Annotated in this window: 22 protein-coding genes and 1 pseudogene; 14 read left to right on the top strand and 9 right to left on the bottom strand. The window is 44.4% G+C overall.

The features are described from left to right. A partial coding sequence (locus QUB10_RS12915; RefSeq protein ID WP_333202645.1) for a hypothetical protein occupies positions 1 to 201 on the top strand: 201 nt, incomplete at its 5' end. Positions 202 to 334: 133 nt separating this feature from the next. On the opposite strand, the gene QUB10_RS12910 is transcribed toward QUB10_RS12915, so the two are convergent. Beyond that, positions 335 to 745 (bottom strand): hypothetical protein, encoded by a 411-nt coding sequence (locus QUB10_RS12910; protein ID WP_333202643.1) that lies wholly within the window; start codon positions 743 to 745, stop codon positions 335 to 337. Positions 746 to 884: 139 nt separating this feature from the next. Here QUB10_RS12910 and QUB10_RS12905 point away from each other — a divergent pair, with 139 nt between their 5' ends. The 6 genes from QUB10_RS12905 to ccmS all read left to right on the top strand — a co-directional run bounded on the left by QUB10_RS12905 (position 885) and on the right by ccmS (position 7,580). Beyond that, the gene (locus tag QUB10_RS12905) at positions 885 to 1,874 is read left to right on the top strand and encodes a hypothetical protein (protein ID WP_333202641.1); all 990 of its coding nucleotides are present in this window, start codon (positions 885 to 887) and stop codon (positions 1,872 to 1,874) included. Positions 1,875 to 1,977: 103 nt separating this feature from the next. After that, complete coding sequence (locus tag QUB10_RS12900) at positions 1,978 to 2,391, top strand: hypothetical protein (protein WP_333202639.1); 414 nt, start codon at positions 1,978 to 1,980, stop codon at positions 2,389 to 2,391. A 4-nt stretch (positions 2,392 to 2,395) separates the two neighbouring features. Beyond that, positions 2,396 to 3,241 (top strand): hypothetical protein, encoded by an 846-nt coding sequence (locus QUB10_RS12895; RefSeq protein ID WP_333202636.1) that lies wholly within the window; start codon positions 2,396 to 2,398, stop codon positions 3,239 to 3,241. 179 nt (positions 3,242 to 3,420) lie between these two features. After that, a complete protein-coding gene (locus QUB10_RS12890) occupies positions 3,421 to 4,668 on the top strand; it encodes an IS110 family transposase (protein ID WP_333202634.1) in 1,248 nt (415 codons plus the stop codon). 521 nt (positions 4,669 to 5,189) lie between these two features. Further along, positions 5,190 to 6,986 carry an ABC transporter ATP-binding protein gene (locus QUB10_RS12885; RefSeq protein WP_333202632.1) on the top strand — a complete coding sequence of 599 codons (1,797 nt, stop codon included), beginning with the start codon at positions 5,190 to 5,192 and terminating at the stop codon, positions 6,984 to 6,986. A 162-nt stretch (positions 6,987 to 7,148) separates the two neighbouring features. Further along, a complete protein-coding gene (gene ccmS / locus QUB10_RS12880) occupies positions 7,149 to 7,580 on the top strand; it encodes a beta-carboxysome assembly chaperone CcmS (protein ID WP_333202630.1) in 432 nt (143 codons plus the stop codon). A gap of 309 nt (positions 7,581 to 7,889) precedes the next feature. Here ccmS and QUB10_RS12875 read toward each other — a convergent pair whose 3' ends face one another. The 3 genes from QUB10_RS12875 to QUB10_RS12865 all read right to left on the bottom strand — a co-directional run bounded on the left by QUB10_RS12875 (position 7,890) and on the right by QUB10_RS12865 (position 10,479). Next, the gene (locus QUB10_RS12875; RefSeq protein ID WP_333202628.1) at positions 7,890 to 8,825 is read right to left on the bottom strand and encodes a fused MFS/spermidine synthase; all 936 of its coding nucleotides are present in this window, start codon (positions 8,823 to 8,825) and stop codon (positions 7,890 to 7,892) included. Positions 8,826 to 9,144: 319 nt separating this feature from the next. Continuing rightward, entirely contained in the window at positions 9,145 to 9,744 is a 600-nt protein-coding gene (locus QUB10_RS12870; RefSeq protein WP_333202627.1) for an adenylate/guanylate cyclase domain-containing protein, read from the bottom strand. A gap of 6 nt (positions 9,745 to 9,750) precedes the next feature. After that, the gene (locus QUB10_RS12865) at positions 9,751 to 10,479 is read right to left on the bottom strand and encodes a response regulator (RefSeq protein WP_333202625.1); all 729 of its coding nucleotides are present in this window, start codon (positions 10,477 to 10,479) and stop codon (positions 9,751 to 9,753) included. 295 nt (positions 10,480 to 10,774) lie between these two features. On the opposite strand from QUB10_RS12865, the gene QUB10_RS12860 reads away from it, so the two are divergent. Beyond that, positions 10,775 to 11,782, top strand: coding sequence for a metal ABC transporter solute-binding protein, Zn/Mn family (locus QUB10_RS12860; RefSeq protein WP_333202623.1), 1,008 nt, complete (start codon positions 10,775 to 10,777; stop codon positions 11,780 to 11,782). 93 nt (positions 11,783 to 11,875) lie between these two features. After that, the gene (locus QUB10_RS12855; protein WP_333202622.1) at positions 11,876 to 12,238 is read left to right on the top strand and encodes a hypothetical protein; all 363 of its coding nucleotides are present in this window, start codon (positions 11,876 to 11,878) and stop codon (positions 12,236 to 12,238) included. A 152-nt stretch (positions 12,239 to 12,390) separates the two neighbouring features. Here QUB10_RS12855 and QUB10_RS12850 read toward each other — a convergent pair whose 3' ends face one another. The 3 genes from QUB10_RS12850 to QUB10_RS12840 all read right to left on the bottom strand — a co-directional run bounded on the left by QUB10_RS12850 (position 12,391) and on the right by QUB10_RS12840 (position 15,588). Further along, complete coding sequence (locus tag QUB10_RS12850) at positions 12,391 to 13,296, bottom strand: ABC transporter substrate-binding protein (protein WP_333202621.1); 906 nt, start codon at positions 13,294 to 13,296, stop codon at positions 12,391 to 12,393. Between the two features lie 397 nt (positions 13,297 to 13,693). Further along, on the bottom strand, positions 13,694 to 14,479 hold the full coding sequence (locus QUB10_RS12845) for an ABC transporter ATP-binding protein (protein WP_333202619.1): 786 nt from the start codon (positions 14,477 to 14,479) through the stop codon (positions 13,694 to 13,696). 110 nt (positions 14,480 to 14,589) lie between these two features. After that, on the bottom strand, positions 14,590 to 15,588 hold the full coding sequence (locus tag QUB10_RS12840; protein WP_333202617.1) for an iron ABC transporter permease: 999 nt from the start codon (positions 15,586 to 15,588) through the stop codon (positions 14,590 to 14,592). Between the two features lie 196 nt (positions 15,589 to 15,784). Here QUB10_RS12840 and QUB10_RS12835 point away from each other — a divergent pair, with 196 nt between their 5' ends. The 4 genes from QUB10_RS12835 (at position 15,785) to QUB10_RS12820 (ending at position 18,185) form a co-directional block, all read left to right on the top strand. After that, a complete protein-coding gene (locus tag QUB10_RS12835) occupies positions 15,785 to 16,231 on the top strand; it encodes a SufE family protein (RefSeq protein ID WP_333202615.1) in 447 nt (148 codons plus the stop codon). Positions 16,232 to 16,245: 14 nt separating this feature from the next. Next, on the top strand, positions 16,246 to 17,151 hold the full coding sequence (locus tag QUB10_RS12830; protein WP_333202613.1) for an alpha/beta hydrolase: 906 nt from the start codon (positions 16,246 to 16,248) through the stop codon (positions 17,149 to 17,151). A gap of 68 nt (positions 17,152 to 17,219) precedes the next feature. Beyond that, entirely contained in the window at positions 17,220 to 17,906 is a 687-nt protein-coding gene (locus QUB10_RS12825; RefSeq protein ID WP_333202611.1) for a DUF6282 family protein, read from the top strand. 9 nt (positions 17,907 to 17,915) lie between these two features. Next, positions 17,916 to 18,185: a hypothetical protein gene (locus QUB10_RS12820; RefSeq protein ID WP_333202609.1), complete on the top strand. Its 270-nt coding sequence runs from the start codon at positions 17,916 to 17,918 to the stop codon at positions 18,183 to 18,185. 133 nt (positions 18,186 to 18,318) lie between these two features. Here QUB10_RS12820 and QUB10_RS12815 read toward each other — a convergent pair whose 3' ends face one another. Next, entirely contained in the window at positions 18,319 to 21,312 is a 2,994-nt protein-coding gene (locus QUB10_RS12815) for a right-handed parallel beta-helix repeat-containing protein (RefSeq protein WP_333202607.1), read from the bottom strand. Between the two features lie 378 nt (positions 21,313 to 21,690). Between QUB10_RS12815 and QUB10_RS12810 the strand changes: the two are divergent. Further along, positions 21,691 to 21,891, top strand: a pseudogene (locus QUB10_RS12810) (SufE family protein); the annotation flags it as partial. Positions 21,892 to 21,999: 108 nt separating this feature from the next. Here the strand turns inward: QUB10_RS12810 and QUB10_RS12805 are convergent. Next, positions 22,000 to 23,463: an MFS transporter gene (locus QUB10_RS12805; RefSeq protein ID WP_333202605.1), complete on the bottom strand. Its 1,464-nt coding sequence runs from the start codon at positions 23,461 to 23,463 to the stop codon at positions 22,000 to 22,002. Positions 23,464 to 23,557: the final 94 nt, after the last annotated feature.

Below are 23,557 nucleotides of genomic sequence, written 5' to 3'. Positions count from 1 at the left end.
ATCACCTGTGAGCCGGTGATGGCATCCCGATATTCTTACGGTTTATGGGCTTGCTCTCCGCCCCCAGTCGCACCACTCAAAGGCAGGTGTCGCCAGCTTCTTTTTTTGATTGCTACTGATTGCAGCTTCCTGGGCGTATCAGTCAAATCTACTTGCAGTCTTGGTTACAGAGTTTTTGATATTTTTGCATTTGTAGTTTGAGTTAGGGAAAGCTGCCGTTGTCCCACTCGGCGACTAATAGTTTCAGAGAACCCCGGTGGTGCGGGGGTTGGTTGATTGTTGATGATATTTTGCAAAGTAAAAGCTAGCCCTTGTTAGAGCTAGCTTTCCTGATTTATTCTAATTTTTCAACTTCTACCTCTTCTGTTTCATGTTCTGCTTGGTCGAGCTGTTCAATAAGTTGTTTGAGACTTTCCAGTTCCTCTTTTAATTCAGCGATTTTTTGTTCGTACTTAGCAGTGCGATTAATTGATATTTCATGTTCGGATATTGATTCTGTCAACTGAGATTCAAGACTTTTGCTCAGTTGACGTGCAAGTTTCCCACTAACCGAGATGGAGATAATGGCGGAATTTGTCCTCGCAACAGTTGCTCTAGAGCATCGCTGTCGCTGGCTGCCTGTATCGTCTCTCTTAGTGCTTGTAGTATTTTGCGGGCTGTTGGTGTAATCCGAACTGTCAACTGTACTGACTTGTTTTCCCCGTGTAAGCCGTGTTTGGTTTTGGACATCTGTTTTAATTGTCATGCAAACTACCTCTTGATTTTGTCATGCAATGTCTTGACAGTCTATTGTAATGCAATGTATCATATAAGTTATTGTAGTGCAATACCCTGTAACTTTGGCGCTGGGCTTGCGTTAACCTTCAAGCCCTTTCCCTCAAACTATGTACACCTATACTGCTACACAGCTAGAACACAATACCTTTGGTCAGCTCAAAGCGATCGCCCGCGAGCTCAATATTGTCCCGTCGGGCGATCGGCGTTGCCGCCAAACTTGGATGGATGCTTTGGTAGGGGTCAAACTCCCGCTTTTGGCACTCTTGGAAACTTTTCCCGGTGTCGAAGCTGATCGAGTCCAGAAGCCGATCGCACCAGCGGCCGAAACTTCACCTTTTTTAGTTCGTAACGATCGCGTTCGTATAAATTCTGGTTTGTTTTCTGGAATGACTGGGCGAGTTATGCGTGGCGGTACGCGCTGCACAGCGCAGGTTGAATTCGATCGTCGTTACGAGCCTTCTGGTGTTTACTGGGCTTTTGTAGGACGTGATTGTTTGACGCTGCTTGAACCCGTTGTGAACCAATTGACACCATCGACGATCGAAGTTCAAGTCCAGGAGCCGCCGATCGTACCAGCGCCCGAAACTTCCCCCGGCGTACAAATTGATTCAGTCCAGGAGCCGATTGCACCAGCGGCTGAAACTTCCCCCGGTGTCACTTTTTCTGATAGATTTTTGGCTCGCTACTTTCCATCTCAACTTGAAATCCACTATCAATCCGATGCCGACGGGCAACTGAGCCTTTTTGATTTTGAAGTGGAATCAACGGACGAGCCGCCAGACCCTGATGATTTTGATTGCCTCGATGACTTTTATCAGGCGATGGCTGCTTGGGATGCCGAAAATCTTGAGCCTTTGGAAATTTCCTTGGATTCAATGATTTATTGGGCTCCTTGCCCGGAGGAGTGGTATTGGCTGCCTCAAGCTGAGGATGTAAAGCGCTGTCCTTGCGGTTTTGTCCCTGCAACTGTTTGTAATGGCAGCATTATTGTTTTTACTTCTCCTAGTGGTCAACCTCTTGTACTTCGTTGCAAGCGGCGTTTGGTTGAGGGTGTTTGCGGCGCTCGTTCGCCTCCGGGAGGTGATGCTGTGTTTTGATTTTCACTTCCATCTAGCTTGCTATCTTGCTTTTTTGTGCGATCGCTTTTGAATCAAGGAACAAAGGCGATCGCTTTCTCCCCACTTACCCAAAATTAAAATCATGGCAACTCATCTATCAATTACAATTCCGGTTTATAAAAAAGACCGATGGGACAGAACCGAACGAGATGGAAAACTTGAAGTTAGTAGCGATGTAGATTCCTTGTCAGAGGGTTATGAAGCGCTAAAGCAACAGTTAGATAAATTATTGGCAGAGTTAGACGCTCAAAATCGTTTGGCAGATAATGCATTCGCGTTCGACAATCAAATCACGCAAAAAGCCTACACTCTAAAACGCATTACCGACGACATAGAGCGCGCAACTTCGCATTACAATGATTTGAAATTATTGTTAAAAGCTTTGGGGATTGACCTGATGCAATCTCGCTTAACTTTTGATAAAGAGCTGCTGTTAAATGCAGCGTCGGTCGCAGAAGTTGAAGTGGTGACAAGCAAACTAAGCGACGATTTTTAAAACAATGCAACTCACTCTAAAACCTGATTTTTCAGACGAGTGGTGCGAACCTCCAGAGGCGGAATTTCAACCGCTTCTGGAATTCGAGAACGAAATTCTTGACCAAGCACCCCACAACGATATTTTAATTCTCACGCAGCGCATTAAACGCAGCTTTCTCGACTACGTGCGACAAGGAATCATGCTTGATGCTGTGCGTCGTTATCGGTTGTATAAGCATACCTATAAGGATTTTGCTGATTACTGCAAAAATGCTTTAGGTCGCTCGCCTTTTTATTGTCAGACAATCATCAAAGCTGCCAAAGTTTGCATGCACTTGATTAAGTCCAATTTTCAGACTCTCCCTACTTCTGTAGCTCAAGCTATGCCTTTGTGGAAGTTTGCAAAAGTTGATTCCTATGGGAATTGTCAATTGACTGAAAAATGGTCTGAGGTTGTTGAATCTATTCCTGTTCACCAAATTACTGCCGCCAAAATTCAGGAAACATTAGACGAAAATCCAGAAGATAGAGCCAAGCAAGTTCGTATCAAAGGCAAAGCTTATAAGTTGTTGCAAGAAAAAGCCTTGGCTGCTGGAATGTCTGTATCAGAGTATCTTGAGCATTTAATTGGTGAATCAGATGACTTATCTAATGACCAAGAGCCAGAGTGCTCTGATGTGCGATCGGACGAACAGGCTGTTGATGTTGAATATACTTTAGAGCAACAAGTAATTTTGACAGATTTGGATGTTGTTTTTAAATCGCCTGACGATGGCTGCTTAACTCAGCAGCCGAAACTCCCCCTTAAAAATGGGAGGGGTAGCGGATTGAGTCCAAATCATCCGTCAATTAATCGGTATGTAACTTAGGGTTTTAAAAATGAAACAAGCTGTAATGGCTTTTCTGGCTTCATAAGCTCGGTTACTACTTGATTGATTGCAATTTTTCCCTGCAATTTATAGCTTTAAGAGTGAATTAGGCTTCTGGCCTTTGGGTGATTCATAAGCTTTGCTATGGGGATTTGGAAAATATCACTTGTAAAAATTGAATGCAAATTATTGGACTTGACATCAGCAAGGCCTCAGTTTCTGCTTGCCTTTTGCTAGAAAAACCAACTGAACCTCGACAATTTTATTATGATTGTGACTTTCATAAGTTTGATGCTACAGCTTTTGGAATTGCTGGATTACTAGCATTGATTGGTGGTGATACAGATAACACGATCGCAGTGATGGAGCCGACGGGGGTGAATTACTCTCGGCTTTGGGGAACTCAGCTTGCTCGTGCCGGTGTAGAAGTTCGGCTTGTTGGTCATAAAGAACTTCGTTCATTTCGCGAGCATCACCTCGGATTGCCTGATAAAGATGATGACGCTGATGCTTTGGCTCTGGCGATTTATGGTTGGGATTTTCTTGAAGTTCCTCGTCGGTTTGTTCAAGTGCGATCGCAAATGATTGTCGAAATTCGCCGATTGGTACTTCGTCTCAGTCACTTGAATCGTGTGCAGTCACCTATCATTAACCGTGCTCGCCAAGATTTAGCGTGGCAGTTTCCAGAAGTTGCCCTGGTGCGATCGGTTCGATTGGGTGAAAAAGTTCCTTTGTTGTGGGGGTGGCTGTGCGGGGAGCGACAGTCTATAAAGTACGATTTGATGTTGGAAAGGTCGATTGGACTGGGAATTACTGACGAACTTCGGCGTCATGCTGCGCGTATTTGCGATATTCAGCGTGAGGAGATGGTGCTTGAATTTGAGCTTTCTAAATTAGTGAGCGAGCCGCAGTTTTTACCGTACCGTAAAGTTTTTGCCCGGTTTGGGTTTGGTCGTCGTGTTGAAGCTTTGTTATTGTCGCAAATATACCCATTTGAAAATTATCTTTTTGATGGCAAACCAGATGTGAAGATTCGTAAAGGGCGTAATTCTGGCAAACCTACCAAGCGGCATTTGTCACTTCGGCGATTTTGCAAGGCTTTGGGCTATGCGCCGTCTCAAGAGTCCAGCGGTGATTTGCAAAAGTCGAAGGTTAGTGGTGGTAGTGATTTGTGCCGGCGTGCTTTGTGGCAGTGGATTTTTACCAGAATTGAACCAGCTCGGGCTCGGCTTCACAACGACATTGGCGATCGGCTTGGCGCAATCCTGGATGCTGAAAAGTTGAGTGGTCGTCCGGTGCGGTTAGTGCGATCGCGTGTGGCGGCCAAAGCAGTCAAGTTGTTGTTTAGGGAGCTGGTTAAAGAGTTGACGGTTAAAGAGTTGACGTTGACCTGCGAACAAGATGAAACTGAGGAAGAGTACGAGTAAAGGATTTGAGAAGATATAGAATATGATCGCAAGTATCACGAGTGGCTTCATTCGTCATGGCTTTTTGAAGAGTAAGGAGCTGGTGCGCGAGCTCGTCCAATCTAAAATCTAAAATCTAAAATCTAAAATCTAATTTTAGGTTGCGGCGCTATCTCTTACACGAGATTTCAGAGGGTGTTACCCCTCCGCTGGTGCTGCCTCAGTTCGCGCCTTTGTCAAGGATATCTTTTTTCCAGCGGGATTTTTCCGATTTTCGCTAGCAAGCTTCGTCGGAGTGCAGAGTTTCTCTCCGAAAATCGGAAAAATAGCCGCCACCCGTCCGGTAGGACACCAAAGTATATTTTGGTAGCGTTTAATTTTTTGTTGCTTTAAAATCTAGAATTGTTAGAGTGAAGCCAGTGTTAACGTTTAAAGCCTAGGAACGGGGGATTGGAGAATTAAAAATTAGTAGGGTGATCCGCGCGCACCTTACTCTTGTTTAATTTTTAATTCTCAGCCCTATTTCCGATGCCCCATGCCCTATGAATGATTCTCAAGTATCACCACATCCATCAAAACCTGTCCATCCGCTAAAGCGGCTGCTGAAGTACGGACGCCGCTACCGCATGAAAGCTTGGCTGGCAAGTATCTGTTCGCTGCTGAATAAATTCTTCGATTTAGCACCGCCAGCATTAATCGGTATTGCCGTTGATGTGGTGGTGAAACAGCAAGATTCTATCCTCGCTCAGTGGGGCATAAAAGATGTCTTTTGGCAACTGGCAATTATCACTCTTTTGAGCGCGGTTGTTTGGACGTTGGAATCTGTTTTTGAATATGCTTATGATTATTTGTGGCGCAATTTGGCTCAGGATATTGAACATGATTTGCGTCTGGAAGCTTACAGCCATTTGCAGGAATTAGAATTAGCTTATTTTGAAGAACGCAGCACGGGTGGTTTGATTTCTATTCTCAATGATGATATCAATCAACTTGAACGTTTTTTGGACGACGGCGCTAATGAGGTGATTCAGGTAATTACAACGGTTGTTGTGATTGGCGCGGCTTTTTTTGCTGCATCTCCTGGTGTTGCTGGGTTGTCAATGCTGCCCATCCCTTTTATTATTTGGGGTTCGATCGCCTTTCAAAATCGCCTTGCTCCTTTCTATGCTGATGTGCGGGAAAAGGTGAGTTTTCTGAACGGGCAACTGTCGAATAATTTGATGGGAATTACTACTATTAAAAGTTTTACTTCCGAAGATTATGAAATTCAGCGCATCGAAGCACAAAGCCAAGCTTACCGCCAAAGCAACCGACGGGCGATCGTACTTTCTGCTGCTTTTATTCCGCTGATTCGGGTGGTGATTTTCTTGGGGTTTATTGCAACGCTATTTCTGGGCGGTTTGGAGGTGGTGGCGGGCCGGTTGTCTGTGGGAACTTACAGCGTTTTGGTGTTCTTGACCCAGCGGTTGCTGTGGCCGCTGACTCGCCTGGGAAATACTCTGGATCAATACCAGCGCGCAATGGCTTCTACTAATCGGGTGATGAATTTGTTGGATACTCCGATCGCAATTCGCACGGGTGATATTCGGCGGCCAGTTAGTTCGATTAAGGGTGAGTTGGAATTTAAAAATGTTACCTTTTCTTACAATCAAAGAAAACCGATTTTGCAGTATTTTTCCCTGACTCTGCCGGCGGGGAAAACTACTGCGATTGTTGGGGCTACTGGTTCGGGAAAAAGTACGCTGGTGAAACTAATATTGAGGCTGTACGAGGTACAGTACGGCAATATTTATCTCGACGGTATAGAATTAAATAGCCTGAATTTAAAAGATTTGCGGAGAGCGATCGGATTGGTGAGTCAAGATGTGTTTTTGTTTCACGGTACGGTGGCAGAAAATATTGCTTACGGCAGTTTTGAGGCTAACAATCGAGAGATAGTAAATGCTGCGAAAATTGCGGAGGCTCACGAGTTTATCGTACAATTGCCGGACGGTTACAACACTATTGTAGGGGAACGCGGTCAGAAATTGTCGGGGGGTCAGCGGCAGCGAATTGCAATTGCGAGGGCTGTTTTGAAGAATCCGCCGATTTTGATCCTTGACGAAGCTACTTCAGCGGTGGATAACGAGACTGAGGCGGCAATTCAGCGATCGCTCGAACGAATTACCAAGAATCGCACTACAATTGCGATCGCCCACCGTCTTTCTACAGTCCGCAATGCCGATTGCATTTGTGTCATGGAAGAGGGGCTGGTGGTAGAATCGGGGCAGCACGAACAACTGATCGAACAGGACGGAATTTATGCGGCGCTCTGGCGCGTGCAATCTGGTATAAGATAGAAACGCAGCGGTTGTGGGTAATTGCTAATTAGGAATTGGGAATTGGGGATGGGGCATTGGGCATGGGTAACTAATGACAACAGTTAACTGCCAACTGCCAACTGCCAACTGACTACTGACTGCTGACTGTAAAATATTAGTTTATACAAACAAGAAGAGAAAATGTTTCTATTTGATAGCCCTGAGTCCAAACCCAACGAAAATAGCTGGAGCCGCAAATTAGATAAATTCGTGAAAGCTAATCAAAATGAATTGGCGGCTTTGGCTTGGGGACTATTTCTGGAAAGGGGAGAAGAAAGCGAGGAGATTTTAGCAATTGATATTGCAGAAACTGCGCGTTTTGTGTATTGTAAGAAAGAGGCGGTTGAGGAGTTGAACCGTCAAGTGAGAAGCCATATTCAGGAAGTTGTAGGTGTGTTGAACGCTCACAAGCCTGAGACAGAAGTGGCGATTTTGGCGATCGGGGAAGGTCAAATTAAGTTAATTTTTTTTGAATCTAAGCCTGAACCTCCTGTTTGTTTTGAGGAAGCCGCAACAGATGTTGATACATTGTTGGCTAAGCTGGAACAGCAGATGGTTGAATATATGAAATAGGAGTTATATCAAATCCGGTGGCATCGGAATTGATATTACCTACAGTCAGGAGACGACGCGGTGAGGTTTCCCGAAAATTAATCGGGCGATGGTTATATCTCTTATCGAGGAAGATTGATTATCTTGAGGTAGGGAAACGCCAATGCCGTGTCCTCAGTTGCCCTATTGTAGGTGGCTATATCCGATCGCACTCTGAGGGCAAATTCATCCCACAGTCTCTTTCAATCCCTCGGTGAGCTCAACTGCGAATCAGCAACAGGCAAGATGCCTGTTCCACAAAAAAGAGTAAACCCGGACTTATTATAAATATCAGAATAACCAGCAATCAAAATAACCAGCGGGCGGCGAATCGTCATAAAAAATTTGAGCTTTGTCTAAAGTAGGTACAGCCTCTGCCAACTCTCTACCTACTTTTACCTCAAGCGCCCTGTCTGTTAATGGAAAGGAAAATTGATGACTATCTTGCAAATATTTTGCCTTAGCAACAATCTCATCTTTCTCCAAAATCTGGCTGTTGCTACCAATCAAAACGCTGTTAATGTCCTTCCAAGGACACACGCACACCTGAGAAAACACGCTTTGAAAAGTCTTGATTTTTTCCGCATAAAACTCATCTCTTTGCAGCAGATTTACCAGCACAACTCCTGCTGTTGACAAGCGTTTTTCGCAGAGTTGATAAAATTCTTTGGTGGCCAGCCTGTGCGGAAAGTAGCCGTTGCCAAAAAATACGTCCGTCATGATGATATCGTACTGCATATCGGGATTTTGCTGTTCCAGATACTCTCTGCCGTCTTGAATTGCTACCGTCAGCCGAGCGTCCAACTGCACCCCAAAACACTGTGTAGCTGCTTCGATCGCGATCGGGTCTACATCCGCACATTCTATAACAGTTTCCGGCAAATAGTGGTGCAAAACTAAGGGAATTCTGCCGCCGCCAAATCCAGCTATGTAGATTCTTTGAGGTTGGCTTTGCCACACTAAACCCAACATCATCGCCTGAGTATATTCAGACACTAGATGTAAAGGATTGTTGAAATCGAAAATAGATTGCAGTAAATCTGTTTGCCGATTTACTTTTTCTACTAAAGATAGCTTAATGCGCGATCGATCTTTTGTGACTGCAACATAGTGAACACCCGACTCTTTGCAAAAAATAACTTTGTCTGGCTGTTGCTGCAGCCAAGCCAGCCGCTGTCGAATAGCGGATAAATTAATAGATTGCCAAGTTTTGTGTTCCTCAATCATCAGATTTTAAATTTTATTTTAATTCGATATTCTCTAAGAATATAGCCTCATCAACCCGGTTTCTACCAAAATGGCTGAGTCGCCCGATATCTGCGAAGAAACCGGGTTTCTAGTCAAGGCTGGGGCAAGTCAGTCGATTTTAGATTTTAGATTTTAGATTTTAGATTTACCCCACAGATGCAATCTGGGATATTGAACTAGGGTCTAAAATTTTTATCTTTCCACGACTTAAGTCGGTGGCTGGTATCCGTTTTTGGGCTGGGTCATGTCTCATTTTCCAGCAGGGCGAAGAACGAGAAGACAACAGAAATTCACCCGATTACAGCCGCTTGTACGCCACCAATTCCAAACCTGAAACCGAAAGTTCCACTTTTTGCCAATCTTGCTTGTCACCTTCCAACTTTTCAAAGGCTGCTGAGGTGAGCAAAATCTCTCCCCGTTCCGCCAAATCCTCTCCCAGCTTGGATGCCAGATTAAATTCCGATCCGTACATATCTTCTCCTTCCAGCATCAAAACATCGCCACAGCCAATACCAATGCAGAGGTAAATATCCATTTCCGGCGGCAGTGTCGTGTTGACAGCCGCCGTGTGTTTCAAAGAGTCGATCGCAGCTTCCACCGCTGATTTTACATCGGCAAAAACTGCAAAAATATTGTCTGCTTCCTCCTTAACTACAGTGCCACCGTATTCGGAAATTATCGGTTTGACAATTCCGTGCATCCGGTGAATCATTGCCAAAAAATGAATAATTCCGTAGCGGAGTGTAGTGCGCGAAAATCCCGACATATCCATTACTAAAATTGCGTAATTTTTGCGAAAAGTTGAATTTATTTTTTCATCAATTTCCGCCATTCTTTCGGGATATTCGTTTCTTTCTTGCAGCAGCTTTTCTAAGTTAGCGCGGTTATTTGTTTTCATTTTAGTTTAATTAAATTCCCAATCGCGACACAGTTCTTGAGGGCGGCCAGCAGGATGCACCGCACAATTGATGCCATCCTTACCGTAATAATAATCACAGACTTTGCAAGGTTTAGTTTGCTCTAATTTTTTCAGCAAAATTGCCCGGATTGTCTGGACTCGGTTGCGATACTTGTTTGCATTCGAGTGACTCGGTTCAATGGCCAAAGCTTGCTCGAAAGCTGCTAAGCTGGAATCGTACAATTTAATAATTTGGGAGCTGTATTTTGTCCAAGCATCGGCATGGCTTTGATACAGTTCGACTGTACTTAAGTTTAAAATTCCGTATTCTGTCCAAGCGTCGGCTGAAGCTCGATCGAACTTAATATTGGCATTGAGCAAAACTTTTTTGATCGTTGCCAAAAGTTCCCTCGGCTGCCAAGGTTTGCTAACATAAGCCTCGGCGCGATCGATCGCCCTCGAAAATAAAGCTAACTGCTGTCCCTTGCCGGTTAAAAATACCACCGGTATGTTCCGAGTTTCGGGATTAGCTTTAATTAAACGACAAACCCCGTAGCCGTCGAGACGGGGCATTATGACATCTAATAATACTAAATCAGGACAATTTTTCTCAATTTTATCCAGCGCTTCCACACCGTCAGACGCCTGAATTACATTCAATCCGCTGCATCTCAACTGATGTGAAATGCACTCGCGCTGGCTGCGGGAATCTTCCACCACTAAAACTGTACTCATCACTCCCCACCTGGTTTTTAAGGTAAACTTGTTCGCTGCTTTGAGTTGTCCTTGCTGAAATCAGTTTACCCGCATTGGATGAATTTGCTATCACTGGCGGTCGAACTTTTTTTAAATTGCAACAAATCTTAACTCATTGGCAAGGGATGCCCGCTTTAATTGAAACTTCCTATGAGAAAGCCAATTTCTGAGATCGTCGCAGAAATTCCTAGATAGTTGACAGCTACGTTTAAAACCTTTAACATATACCTTCGTATGATAATGATTATCATTCTACAAAAAGGAGAGTTTGACAATGATCGGGAAAATTAACCTCAAAACAGTTGCTCTATTTAGCATGACAGTAGTGACGGCAGTATCGAGCAACATATTGCCAACAACTTCGCAGACTAGGATAGAACCTGCAAACATTGCCCAAAATCGCCCGCAAGTCGTCGTAACTTCCAGCATAATCTGCGGTTTAACTAAAGAAATAGCTGGCAGTACGATCGATCTCAACTGCTTAGTAGATGCGGGTTCAGATCCTCACGTTTACCAACCAAAACCGACCGATCGCGCTTCGATCGATCGAGCAAAACTAATTCTTTACAACGGCTACGATTTTGAGCCAAGTTTGATTAAATTGATTAAAGCAAGCTCCAACAAAGCACCGAAAGTTGCTGTAGCAGAACAAGCAGTTCCCAATCCGTTAATGGCGGAAGACGGGGGACACAGCCACGGGGGACACAGCCACGGTGCAGGTAAAAAAGTTGCCGATCCTCATGTTTGGCACGACGCTAAAAACGGGATGGCAATGGCTAAAGTAATTAGCAGTCAGCTTAGCAAAGTAGTTCCCGATCAAGCAGCAGTTTACAATAGAAACGCCCAAAAAATAACTGGCGAAATCGCTCGCCTCGATAGCTGGATTAAATCGCAAATTTCTACAATTCCAGCGCCCAATCGCAAGCTTGTCACCACCCACGATGCCTTGAGTTACTATTCAAAAGCCTACGGAATTCCTGTAGCAAGTGTTCTGGAAGGAGTTAGTACGGACGAAATGCCTGCAGCAGCACGAATCGCTACCTTAGTGAAAGAGATCCGATCTTCGGGAGTGCCAACGATTTTTGTAGAAACAACAGTTAATCCCAAATTAATTGAAACTGTTGCTAGAGAATCAAAAGTGAAAGTTTCGCCCAGAGATTTGTTTGCGGACGGTTTGGGAGAATCGGGAAGCGAAGGCGATACTTATCCAAAGATGTTGGTTGCCAATACGCGCACGATTGTGGAAGGTTTGGGCGGCAAGTATTCGGCTTTTAAGCCTTAATAACGGCAAATCGTACTGATGTCGGACGAAAACCTTGTTGAATTGCAACAGATAATCGGCTACTGTATACGTTGAAGTTCTTAAGGACGACAAATGAATCGATTGCTCCTCACTTTACTTGTAAGTCCGACGCTGTTTGGATCTCTGATGTCTTTGAGCGCGATCGCAAATCCCGCTCCAATTACCGAAACACCAAGCCAATCGGGTGATGCGCCCCGCTGCGTGCGATCGCCCCACACTCAGCGTCTGACTTGCGTGCGGCTTCCTGGCAAGTCTGCTGCTGCGGCTTCTAAGCCGAGAATTACTTGGCAGCGCCCGGGTGAAGAACGGGTGGCGATGCTGGATTTTTCGGAAGAAGAAAGCGATGCGGCGGCGGCGCTGTTTGGCTGCGACTGCCAGGCGTGTATCAACTCGCTGCGGCAGTTGCGCGGTTTGCCGCCTCTGGATCTGACTTGAGGCCGGTCAGACAGCATTGGAAGTCAGGCTTAAAAACCCGGTTTCCGATCGCTGCGCGCTTTTGAGTGCCTTTAGCTTTCTCACATTTAGAGAAATTGTAGTCAATTTGTTGCAGGATTTCTAGAGATTTTGTATCTCTCAAAATCGGGTCTCTACTTTTTAGCTAGAACTTGTTTAAGTTGAGCAGTTGCTTGCTCAATTTTTTCGATACTACCTGGGTTGACCAATCCATAGTAGTCAAAAACGTAAACTCGATTATTTTTGGTGGCTGTGAGTTGATTCCAAAATGAATCAGATTTAAATTGGTCTAAAATTCCTTCTCCCCGATCGACTACAATGATAAATTCAGGATTAGCCTCTAAAACCTTTTCCGCTGAAAGCGTCACGTAGCCTCGCACCGGGCTATCTCCTTGCAATTGGGCTGCGACATTTTTCACGTTAAACTTACCCAGCAAATCTCCAGCCCAACTGCTTTGATTCGGCGATAAAATCGGTTGTCTGCTCACCAAAACTAAAGTGGCGGGGCTTTGATTTGGGATATCTGCTAAAAATGTTTGGTAGCGTTTTAACAGAGGTTCGGGATTTGTATTAAGGGATTTAGCTAAAGTTGTTGTTAACTCTTCTAGGGATTTCCAGCTATCAACTTGAGTGAGTAAAGTTTTTATTCCTAGCTGCTGCAATTTTTGCATTGTTTGGTCATGAAACCCCGACGCACCTACCACCAAATCCGGTTTCAATGCGATGATTTTTTCTAAATTCGGAGGGGTGCGTTCGGCAGTGACTGCGGTAATCCCTGTAAATTTGGGGTTGCTGCTGACTAATGCGCTGCCGGGAATTCCTACAAGTTTGGTTGGATCGAGTTGATGGATAATATCGGCGGTTAAAGGTGTTAAAGCTACAACTTTTTGTGCTGATTCGCTGTTAGTTGTTTGTGGTTGATTAACTGGCGAACCAGCAGGAGTTGATGGCTGAATTTGGGGTGAAGTGGCAGCGGAGCAAGCGGTAAATGCTAAACTCAGCAACAGGATAGCGGTACGAGAAAAAAAAGTTTTGTACATAGTTTAGGCAGGACTTACAGCGAGTTTAAACCAGGTTGAGACAGAACTGACGGGAAGTTCGATCGCACTCAAAAATGATTGTTGACAGTTGACTGTTGACGGTTGACTGTTTGGACATTTGAACCATACCGATGCAACCGGAAACGATATGACGGGAAGTTCGATCGCACTTGAGCGCTTAATGATTTAAATATCAATAGTTTACTGGAAATTTGCAGTCCTGGACGCACTGCGACCAAAGAAACCGGGTTTTTACCTTGGGTGCGGGCTGCAACGAAGTATTTTCGTCAAGATTAGGAATCGATCCCCCCTAGCCCCCCGCCGGAGGGGGGAACAAGATTCTTCTTAAAGTCAACCCCTACTCCCCAACAACCAGGGGGATTTAGGGGGATCGAAACTAAGTGCGAACAACAGGAGCGATCGCACAAATCTGCAAGCCTACAGAAGTTTCTAAAATGATAGCTTCTACGCCAAAAATCTGAGCTAAATTATCAGTAGTTAAAACTTGTGCAGGAGTTCCTACACAAAAAACTTCTCCTTTATTTAACATAGCAATCCGCGAACTGTACCTAGCAGCTAAATTGATTTCATGCAGCACCGTAATAATCGTCAATTTGTGTTTTATATTTAGTTGATTAAGCAGTTCTAACAATTGCAACTGATAGCAAATATCTAAATAAGTAGTAGGTTCATCTAACAGCAAAACTTGCGGGTTTTGAGCCAAAGCTAAGGCGAGAAAAGCGCGCTGGCGTTCGCCTCCTGAGAGTTGTTCGACGGGGCGATCGCGAAATTCCTCAATCCCAGTCTGACTGATAGCAACCTCCACCTTTTCTGCATCTTCCTTGCTCAATTCCCACTGCCACCAACCCTGATGAGGAGAACGCCCCAAACTAACTAATTGCCGTACTGTCAAACCTTCCGGTACTGTTTGCTGCTGCGGCAAAATCGCTAATTTTTGAGCAACAATTGCAGCAGGTTCAGTATGAATTGCTTTGCCGTCAAGCAACACACTTCCTTGCTGCGGAGTTAGGATGCGGCTAACTAACTTCAAGAAAGTAGACTTACCAGAACCGTTGGCACCGATGAGACTCAACCACTCACCAGGTTGCAAAGATAAAGTGATGTTGTGGGCGATCGCAACTTCGCCGTAACCACCAGTTAAATTTTGAATTTCTAAAGACATTATATTTTGGTAATGGGTAATTGGGAATGGGCATGGGGCATGGGGCATTGGGCATGGGGCATTGGTTACTAATAACTAATGACTGATGACTAATAACTAATGACTAATGACTAATAACTAGAACGCCGATAAAGCAGCCAAACAAACAGTGGAGAACCCAACAAAGCCGTAACCGTACCCACAGGCAATTCTACTGCACCCAAACGAGCCAAAAAATCAGCAAAAGTCAACACCCAAGCACCGCCGATCGCACTCAGCGGCAACACAAACCGATAATCATTACCAACCAACAAACGCACCCCGTGAGGCACAACCAATCCCACAAAACCAATCAATCCGCCGATGCTGACAGCACTCGCAGCTAGCAAAGTAGCAACACCCCCAATCAACAAGCGCGATCGTACCAGCGAAACCCCCAAACCAACAGCTAAATCGTCACCCAAAGCCAGCAAATTTATCGATCGACCCAAAAAACATCCTAACAGCAAAGCAGCCAAAATATAAGGTGCAGCCACCTGCAAATCCGACCAACCGCGACCGTTTAAACTACCGATTAACCAATTCAAAGCAGCTTGCAAGCGGCTGTCTTCAGCTAACAGCAACAGTGTAGTTTGTATTGCCCCAAACAGAGAGCTCACAGCCACACCAGCTAAAACCAAACGTTCAACAGAAATGCCCGTTTTAGTTTTTCCCAAAAAGTAGACCAGCATCGAAGTTAAAATAGCACCTATCCAAGCCGCCAAAGGCACCCAAGTTTGAAATATTCCCAAAGTCAGCATGGTAATCGCAACCAACCCCGCACCCGCCGAAATTCCTAATACAAAAGGATCGGCTAAACCGTTGCGGAGCAAACCTTGCAGCAACGCCCCCGACATTCCTAACGCCGCACCAACCGTCAGCGCAGCCGCAACTCTGGGCAAACGCAATTCCCACAAAATAGTTTGATTGACAGCATCACCTCGGTGCAGAAATGCTTGCCACAATTGATCGGCACTCATCGGCACCGCACCAAAAGAAAGCGAAAGGGCGATGGTTAATAGCAAACCAAATCCTAAGAATACAACTGCCTGAAAAACTCGATATTTTAGCCAGATTTTTTGGAGATTCACTACATTCCACCACAATCTTGATTGACCGCACTAAATACCATATTTCCTCTGTTTTGAACGCTCGAACTCGTTAACTACAATAACAATAACCGATTCACCTGAAGACGGCGACCGTGGGAGCAGATGAGCAGGCGATCGCACCCGCCGGCAAAATTAAATGTATAATATTAACGAAGTAAATCGCTACGAGTGAATCATGTCCGCAAACACCGCGCTACCCCCAGCCCTAGCTAAAATCGTCCAGCGCTTTCAGCGACATTCCGATCCGAAACAGCGCTACGAACAACTGCTGTGGTATGCCAAGCGACTCCCAGCATTTCCCGAAAGCGACAAACTGCCGGAAAACAAAGTTTCTGGCTGCGTGTCGCAAGTTTATGTTACTGCAAATTTGGCTGACGGAAAAGTTTTGTATCAAGGCGATTCAGACGCTCAGTTAGTCAAAGGATTAGTTGGCTTGCTGGTGGAAGGTTTGAGCGGATTAACGCCTGCTGAAATTGTTACCATTACCCCAGATTTTATTCAAGACACTGGATTGAATGTGAGTCTGACACCTTCCCGCGCTAACGGATTTTACAACATCTTTCAAATGATGAAAAATAAGGCACTTGCTTGTGAATTAAGCAAGCAAGCCGAAGCAAATTAAAAGAATAAACAGCCATGACTCAAACTACAAATTTAACAAAATCAGGTTCTGGCAACTATCCCGCCGCAGTTCAAGAATATCTCTGGAATTGGCAAGAAACGCAAATCAAAGTTATTTACGAAACCAGAGGACAGGGAAATCCTGTATTGCTGCTGCCTGCTTTCAGTACGGTTTCGACGCGAGAAGAAATGCGTCCTTTAGCAGAATTCTTAGCTCCTAAATTTCAAGTTGTGAGCTTAGATTGGCCGGGTTTTGGCGACTCGGATCGGCCGCGAACCGACTATCAACCGCAATTATACCATCAATTTCTCAAGGATTTTGTTGAGTCAATTTTTAATAGTCCGGTTGCTGTAGTTGCGGCAGGTCACGCTGCGGGTTATGTGATGCAATTAGCGCAATCCAAGCCCCATGTTTGGTCAAAGATTGTGTTAGCTGCGCCGACTTGGCGCGGGCCTTTGCCGACGATGAGCAAACAGCAAAGCGGGTGGCATGGAATTGTGAGAGAATTAGTACGATCGCCCTTACTGGGACAATTCCTCTACAAACTAAACACTGCGCCGTCTTTCCTGAGTTTTATGTACCGTCGCCACGTCTATGTTGATGCAGCTAAAGTCACGCCCGATTTCATCCAAAGCAAATGGCAAGTGACGCAAAAACCCGGTGCTCGGTACGGTTCCGCTGCCTTTGTGACTGGTGGTTTAGATCCGGCAAAAGTGCGATCGGAATTTACCGATAAATTTCAACAATTAGCGGTGCCGGTGATGGTTGTAATTGCTGAAAATGCGCCGCCAAAATCAAAGGCTGAAATGGAAGCATTAACGGAATTACCGGGTGTTGAATCGCGAGTTATTCCTGGTTCTTTGGGTATGCACGAAGAGAATGCAGAAGCTTTGGCAAATGCGATTCAATCTTTTATTTGAGAGGATTAAGAGGGGATGAACCGCAGAGGGCGCAGAGAACGCAGAGGGGAGAAGGGAAGAGGGGAGGAATGCAAGCTGTTTTTTTAACGTTAGTTTGGATGGTTTGCTATTGGTTTTGTCTGCCAGTTTATGCTGTCGGAGATTCGCCGATGGTCAATTTGCCAAAGAGTACGATCGAAGGTGCGATCGACTTTCACATTCATTCTTCTCCTGATGTGATTCCGCGCAGGTTAGACGATTTTGAAGTAGCGAAATTAGCTGCTAGGGCGAAGATGAAAGCTGTTGTATTGAAAAATCATTATGCCAGCACAGCAGCGCGGGCAGTTTTGGTGAATAAAATAGTACCAGAAATCCAAGTTTTCGGGGGAGTTGTTCTCAATCATGCTGTCGGCGGCATTAATCCCCAAGCTGTCGAAGCAATGCACCGCATCGGTGGCAAATACGGTAAAGTAGTGTGGCTGCCAACGGTTGATGCTGAGCATCACTTGCAGGTTTTTCATAAGTCGGGAATAGGGATTAAAGTTGCGGAAAATGGCAAGGTTTTACCGGAAACAGCAGCGGTGTTGAAGATGGTAGCCAAAGAGAATTTGGTATTGGAAACTGGTCATATTTCCTCAGAAGAAGTGATGGCAGTTGTAGCTGAAGCCAAACTGCTCAACATTAAGAACATCCTGATTACCCACGCAATGGCGGATGTACCCGGTTTATCCCTAGAAAATATGCAAACAGCCGCCAAGATGGGAGCTTTCTTATAACTCGCATTTGTGAACGATTTGATGGGAGAAAATGCCGCTGATGACGGACACAAAAACTGGCATCAAGTTCCTATTAGTAAAATGGCAGCAGCGATTAAACTAATAGGAGCAGAGCATTTTGTGATGAGCACGGATTTAGGAAGGAAACCCGATCCTTTACCTGCGGAAGGTTACAAATTATTTGTTAAAAAGTTGAGGGATGAAGGCATTTATCCGCACGAAATGGATTTAATGATGAAACACAATCCAGCTCGATTGTTAGGCATTGAGAATTGGTAATTGGTAATTGGGTATTGGCAATCGGGGATTGGGAATCGCTAATTGGGAATTCTCTTTCCTCTTCCTTCTTCCTCCTTCCCTCTTCCCTCTGCCTTCTGCCTTCTGCCTTCTGCCTTCTGCCTTCTTCCTTCTTCTATTCTTGATTGCCTTTGCCGCGCAGGTATCCGTTATCTGCAATGCGCCAAGCACCCCCAGCATTACCCGTTAAATCGCTATCTTCCACGGTAGCAATGCCATCTCTGTAAACGGCGATCGCCTCACCTTCATTACCATTAATCCGACACCGGCGCACGATCAATTTTCCTCCCAATCCGACACCTATTCCCAAACTGCCGTTGTCAAAAATACTGCAATCTTCCACCGTTGCTTTCCCATTATCCGATATAAAAATTCCGTTCCATACCCCATCATGAATTTGACTGCGGCGGAGGGTAGAATTTGCATCAGGGCCGCAAATTCCCACCACAGAATAGTCCGCAGAAGTGATATCGCTGTCTTCTACGATTAACTCGCCTTTGCGAATATCTACAGTGTAATATTTCCCCGTCGCTCTCAGCGTTAAACCGCGCACTAAAGCACTGTCAGTTGCCATTTTAATGCAGTTTGAGTTGATACTTTCAACCACAATGCGATCAACCTCTCCGCTGCCGATAATTTCTACCGATTTGTCGATAATTAGACTTTCGCGGTAAACGCCTGGATGCACCTCAATGCGCGTGCCCGGTGCTGCATTTTTCAGCGCTTCGCTAATAGTAGTATAATCGCCTTGACCCTGCTGAGAAACAACAAATCCTTGACTCTTCAAAACTTTGGTATCTGAAGTAGATGCTTCAATTTGCCCTGATTCCGAGTCAAAATGCTCCGATTGTCGATCGCCCGCTTCGGAAAGTTGCGATGTTAGCTGCAAGCGTTCTTGATAAACTGTCTCTAGCTGATGTTCTAACTCGCATACTTGAGATAGAAGTTGAGCTTGATTCTGGTTTGCTGTCTCGATTTGACTTTGAGTTTCCGACAGTTGAGAATAAAGGTGCGATCGTTCTCTGTTAGCAGTTTCTAGCCCAGATGCCAATTCAGAGCGACTTTGACGAACACTTTCTAACTGATTTTCTAAGTCGGATACTTGAGATTGAAGTTGAGTTTGATTCTGATTGGCTGTCTCGGTTTGACTTTGCAATTGGGAGAGTTGAGAAGTGAGCTGAGCTTCCAATTCCGAGCGACTTTGACGCACACTTTCTAACTGATTTTCTAAGTCGGATACTTGAGATTGAAGTTGAGTTTGATTCTGATTGGCTGTCTCAATTTGACTTTGCAATTGCGAGAGTTGAGAAGTGAGTTGAGCTTCCAATTCATAGCGATTTTGACGCACACTCTCTAACTGATTTTCTAAGTCGGATACTTGAGATTGAAGTTGAGTTTGATTCTGGTTAGCTGTCTCGATTTGACTTTGCAATTCCGAGATTTTAGAATAAAGTTGCGATCGTTCGGTGTTAGCAGTCTCTAGCTGAAATTCTAATTCAGAGCGAGTTTGACGCACACTTTCTAACTGATTTTCTAAGTCGGATACTTGAGATTGAAGTTGAGCTTGATTCTGATTAGCCGTCTCGATTTGACTTTGGGATTCCGAGATTTGAGAAGTGAGCTGAGATTCCAATTCAGAGCGACTTTGACGCACACTTTCTAGCTGGTGTTCTAACTCGGAGATTTGAGATTGAAGTTGATTTTGATTCTGGTTTGCTGTCTCGGTTTGACTTTGCAATTGGGAGATTTGAGAAGTGAGTTGAGATTCCAATTCAGAGCGACTTTGACGCACAGTTTCTAACTGTTGCTCTAACTCGGAGATTTGAGATTGAAGTTGATTTTGATTCTGGTTTGCTGTCTCGGCTTGACTTTGAATTTCCGAGAGTTGAGAATAAAGTTGCGAGCGTTCTGTGTTAGCATTTTCTAGCTGAACTTCTAATTCAGAGCGAGTTTGACGCACACTTTCTAACTGGTGTTCTAACTGGGAGATTTGAGATTGAAGTTGAGTTGGGATGTGGTTTGCTGTCTCGATTTGACTTTGGAATTCCGACAGTTGAGAATAAAGGTGCGAGCGTTCTGTGTTAGCAGTTTCTAATTGAGCTTGCAGTTCTGATAACTGAGACTGGAGTTGCGAGCTATCTCCCTCCTTGCGCTGTATCTGAGACTCCAATTCTGACAACTCAGACAGCAGTCTCTCTCGCTCTACAACAACCATTTCGGATTGAAGTTGTACTTCACGAAGTTGAGAGTTTAACTGCATCTTCTCCAGATTAGCTGCTTCTAACTGTCGTTGCAGTTCTAATAATTCCAATGGAGGTTGCTGTGCTTGTTGGCTAGCGGTTTGCAATTGAGAGTTGAGTATTTCGCGTTCTTGCTCTGCACTCTCCAATTGAGCTTGTAGATCTGACAATTCCGAAGTAAATTGCGATCGCTCTGCTTCGACTAATTGCAGTTGAGCTTGCAAACCCGACAGTTGAGACTGAAGTTGCTGCCGCTCTTCAATGGAGCGATCGAACTTAATTTGAATTTCCGACAACTGGTACTGTACCTGCAATCTGCTTTGAGTAGCCGTTTCCAACTGACTCTCAAATTCCGACAGCAGAGCGTGAAATTGAGAACGTTCTGCATCAACCGCCTCTAACTCTGCTTGCATTTCCAGCAATTGAGCGTTAAGTTGCGATCGCTCCTGATCCGCAACTTCTAACTGCTCTTGAAGTTCTGCCACTTCTGCTAACTGGGACTCAGCTTGTTGAGCATTTTCTAGCTGAAACTGCAAATCAGCAATCAGAGCATCAATTTGCGATCGATCCTGGGCAATTCCTGCCAAAAATTCTTCCATTTCCGACACTTGATTTTTTAACAATTCTTGCTCGCCAGTCACAGTTTCCAACCGACTTTGCAACTCGGACAATTCAGAATTTAGCTGATTTTCATTCTGCACCTTTTGCCGCAATTCCGAAGTTCGGGCATCCAACTGAGCAGCCAAATTCGATATAGCCTCCTGCGAACCCTGCATCCGCACCAAATTGCGTGAATTTCGCTTATTCAAAATTAGCCAGCAGACTAATGCCCCGCCTCCAAATCCTATTAATAAAAGTAATGCTTCCATTTGTTTTATCTAATTAATATAAATTGAGTGATTTTGATGCTGACGCAAAAATGGACATCCACAAATTGCTATCTTATATCGTTTCCGGTTGCATCGGAATAATAAAAATCGAGTCAACAGTTAACAATCAACCATTCACTTTGGCAACCGCGATTCAACAGTCAACAGTCAACACTCAACAGTCATGAGGAGTGCAACCGGAATTGATATTACTCAAAACTATCACAACTTGCCAGCCTGTGTTCACTTGGATCGAGAATTTATATTTCTTTACAAATCCCTTTTGGTTACAGGTAAGGTGCAGCGCACCCTGCAAGTCCGATTAATGAAGCAAATCCACAATATGAGGAATAATTTCGATATGCTGAGTCAACAGTTTATATTACTGCAAATTTGGCAGACGGAAAAGTTTTGTATCAAGGCAATTCAGACGCTCAGTTAGTCAAAGGATTAGTTGGCTTGCTGGTGGAAGGTTGGAGCGGATTAACGCCTGCTGAAATTGCCACCATTACCCCAGATTTTATTCAAGACACGGGATTGAATATGAGTTTGAGACCTTCCCGCGCTAACGAATTTTAGAAGATTTTTCAAATGATGAAAAAACAAGCGCTAGAATCCCAGGTAAGTGAGCAAGAAGAACTGAATTAAGCATGAAAAATCCTCAGTAAAATCAACAGCCAATGATTTTTATAGAAGAGCAGCTTTTTTATTTTCTCTCAACCAAAACAAAGTTGCCAACATTGTCGAAACCATTAATAAAACCCCAAGCACCAAAAAAGTAGTATGTGTAGCAAAAAGTAATGCTTGTACAGGCGCATTGCTAATATCCATATTCGGGGCAAAATTAGCGTTAAAACTTGTTGTAAAGAAGAACAAAGCACCTACTATTGGTACTCCCAGCATCTGCCCTAATATCCGCGAAAATGACAACAATCCCGAAGCAATACCTAATCGCTCTTTTGGTGCGGCTCCCATAATAGAGCTATTGTTAGGAGAGTTGAAGATCGCCACTCCTACCCCATAGGGAATAATTCCCCAAATATACTTGATGACAGTTAATTCAGTATCAAATCGGCTGATTAAAAAACATCCAATTCCCATAAATACTAGGCCCATTAAAGTAATTAGCTGCGTGCCAAAACGGTCGGAAAGAATACCCGCAATAGGCGCAGTCGTCACAATCAGAACTGACGGTACTACCATTAAAAAACCAGATTTTTGAGTTGAATAGTGTTCAAGGAAGGTGAAGAAAAAAGGAAGTATGAAGATGACACCTGCGATCGCGAAATTTGCAATAAAACGTAGCGTTAAGCCCAGGCTAAACTCTACGGATCGAAATATTTTAACGTCGATCATTGGTGCTGCTATTCGGGATTCAAACCATAAAAAGCCAATCAAGCTGACGACAGAAGAACCCAGCAGATTTATGGCAATATAAGAATTACCCTTCTGTAATAGGGTAATGCCAAGAATAAAAGAAGTTAAGACTACGGTCAATATCAGCGTACCGATGATATCAAAGTTTTCTGGGTTTCCACTAATCGCAGAATTAGGTACAAAAAAAGCCACAATCAAAATGGCAACAATCCCAATCGGAACATTCACCCAGAAAATTAAAGGCCAGCCTCCTACACTCATCAGCAGTCCTCCTACCATAGGCCCCAAGGTAATCCCCATTCCGTAAATTCCCGCTCTAATACCTAGTCCCAGTCCCCGCTCTGCCGCTGGAAATGCCTCCACAATCATCGCAGTTCCCAAGCCAGATAAAAACGCAGCACCTATTCCTTGCAATCCTCGAAACGCTATTAAAAACCCGACATTTGGCGCCATTCCACACAATAGTGAACTGATCGTAAAGATTGTTAAGCCAATAATGTACAATCGCTTCTTGTTCCAGATATCACCTAATTTTGATACCAATATTACAAATATGGCGATTGCCAGCAAGTAACTTAAAACTATCCATTGACTCGTGGCAAAACTGGTATGGAGAGATTCAACCATAACTGGCAAAGCCAAGTTAACTATATACACATCCAAAGCAAAAATGAATACACCAATACCAATACCAACTGTAGTCCACCATTTTTCAGATGATTTATTCTCTTCTTGCCTTAATTCGTTAGAGTTTTCTGCTGGGGTTATTGACATTATTACTATCTAGGGAGAGGTGGGTAAGCTGTGTTGCATCTAGATTGCCTATGGTATTAGAGAGGGAGAGGGTCCGATGGGGATCGGGGGAGAG

Origin of the sequence: Microcoleus sp. B5-D4, from assembly GCF_036705145.1 — a bacterium.
GTDB lineage: Bacteria > Cyanobacteriota > Cyanobacteriia > Cyanobacteriales > Microcoleaceae > Microcoleus.
The sequence above is the reverse complement of the archived record's forward strand: the minus strand, read 5'-3'. Positions and strand labels throughout refer to the sequence as shown.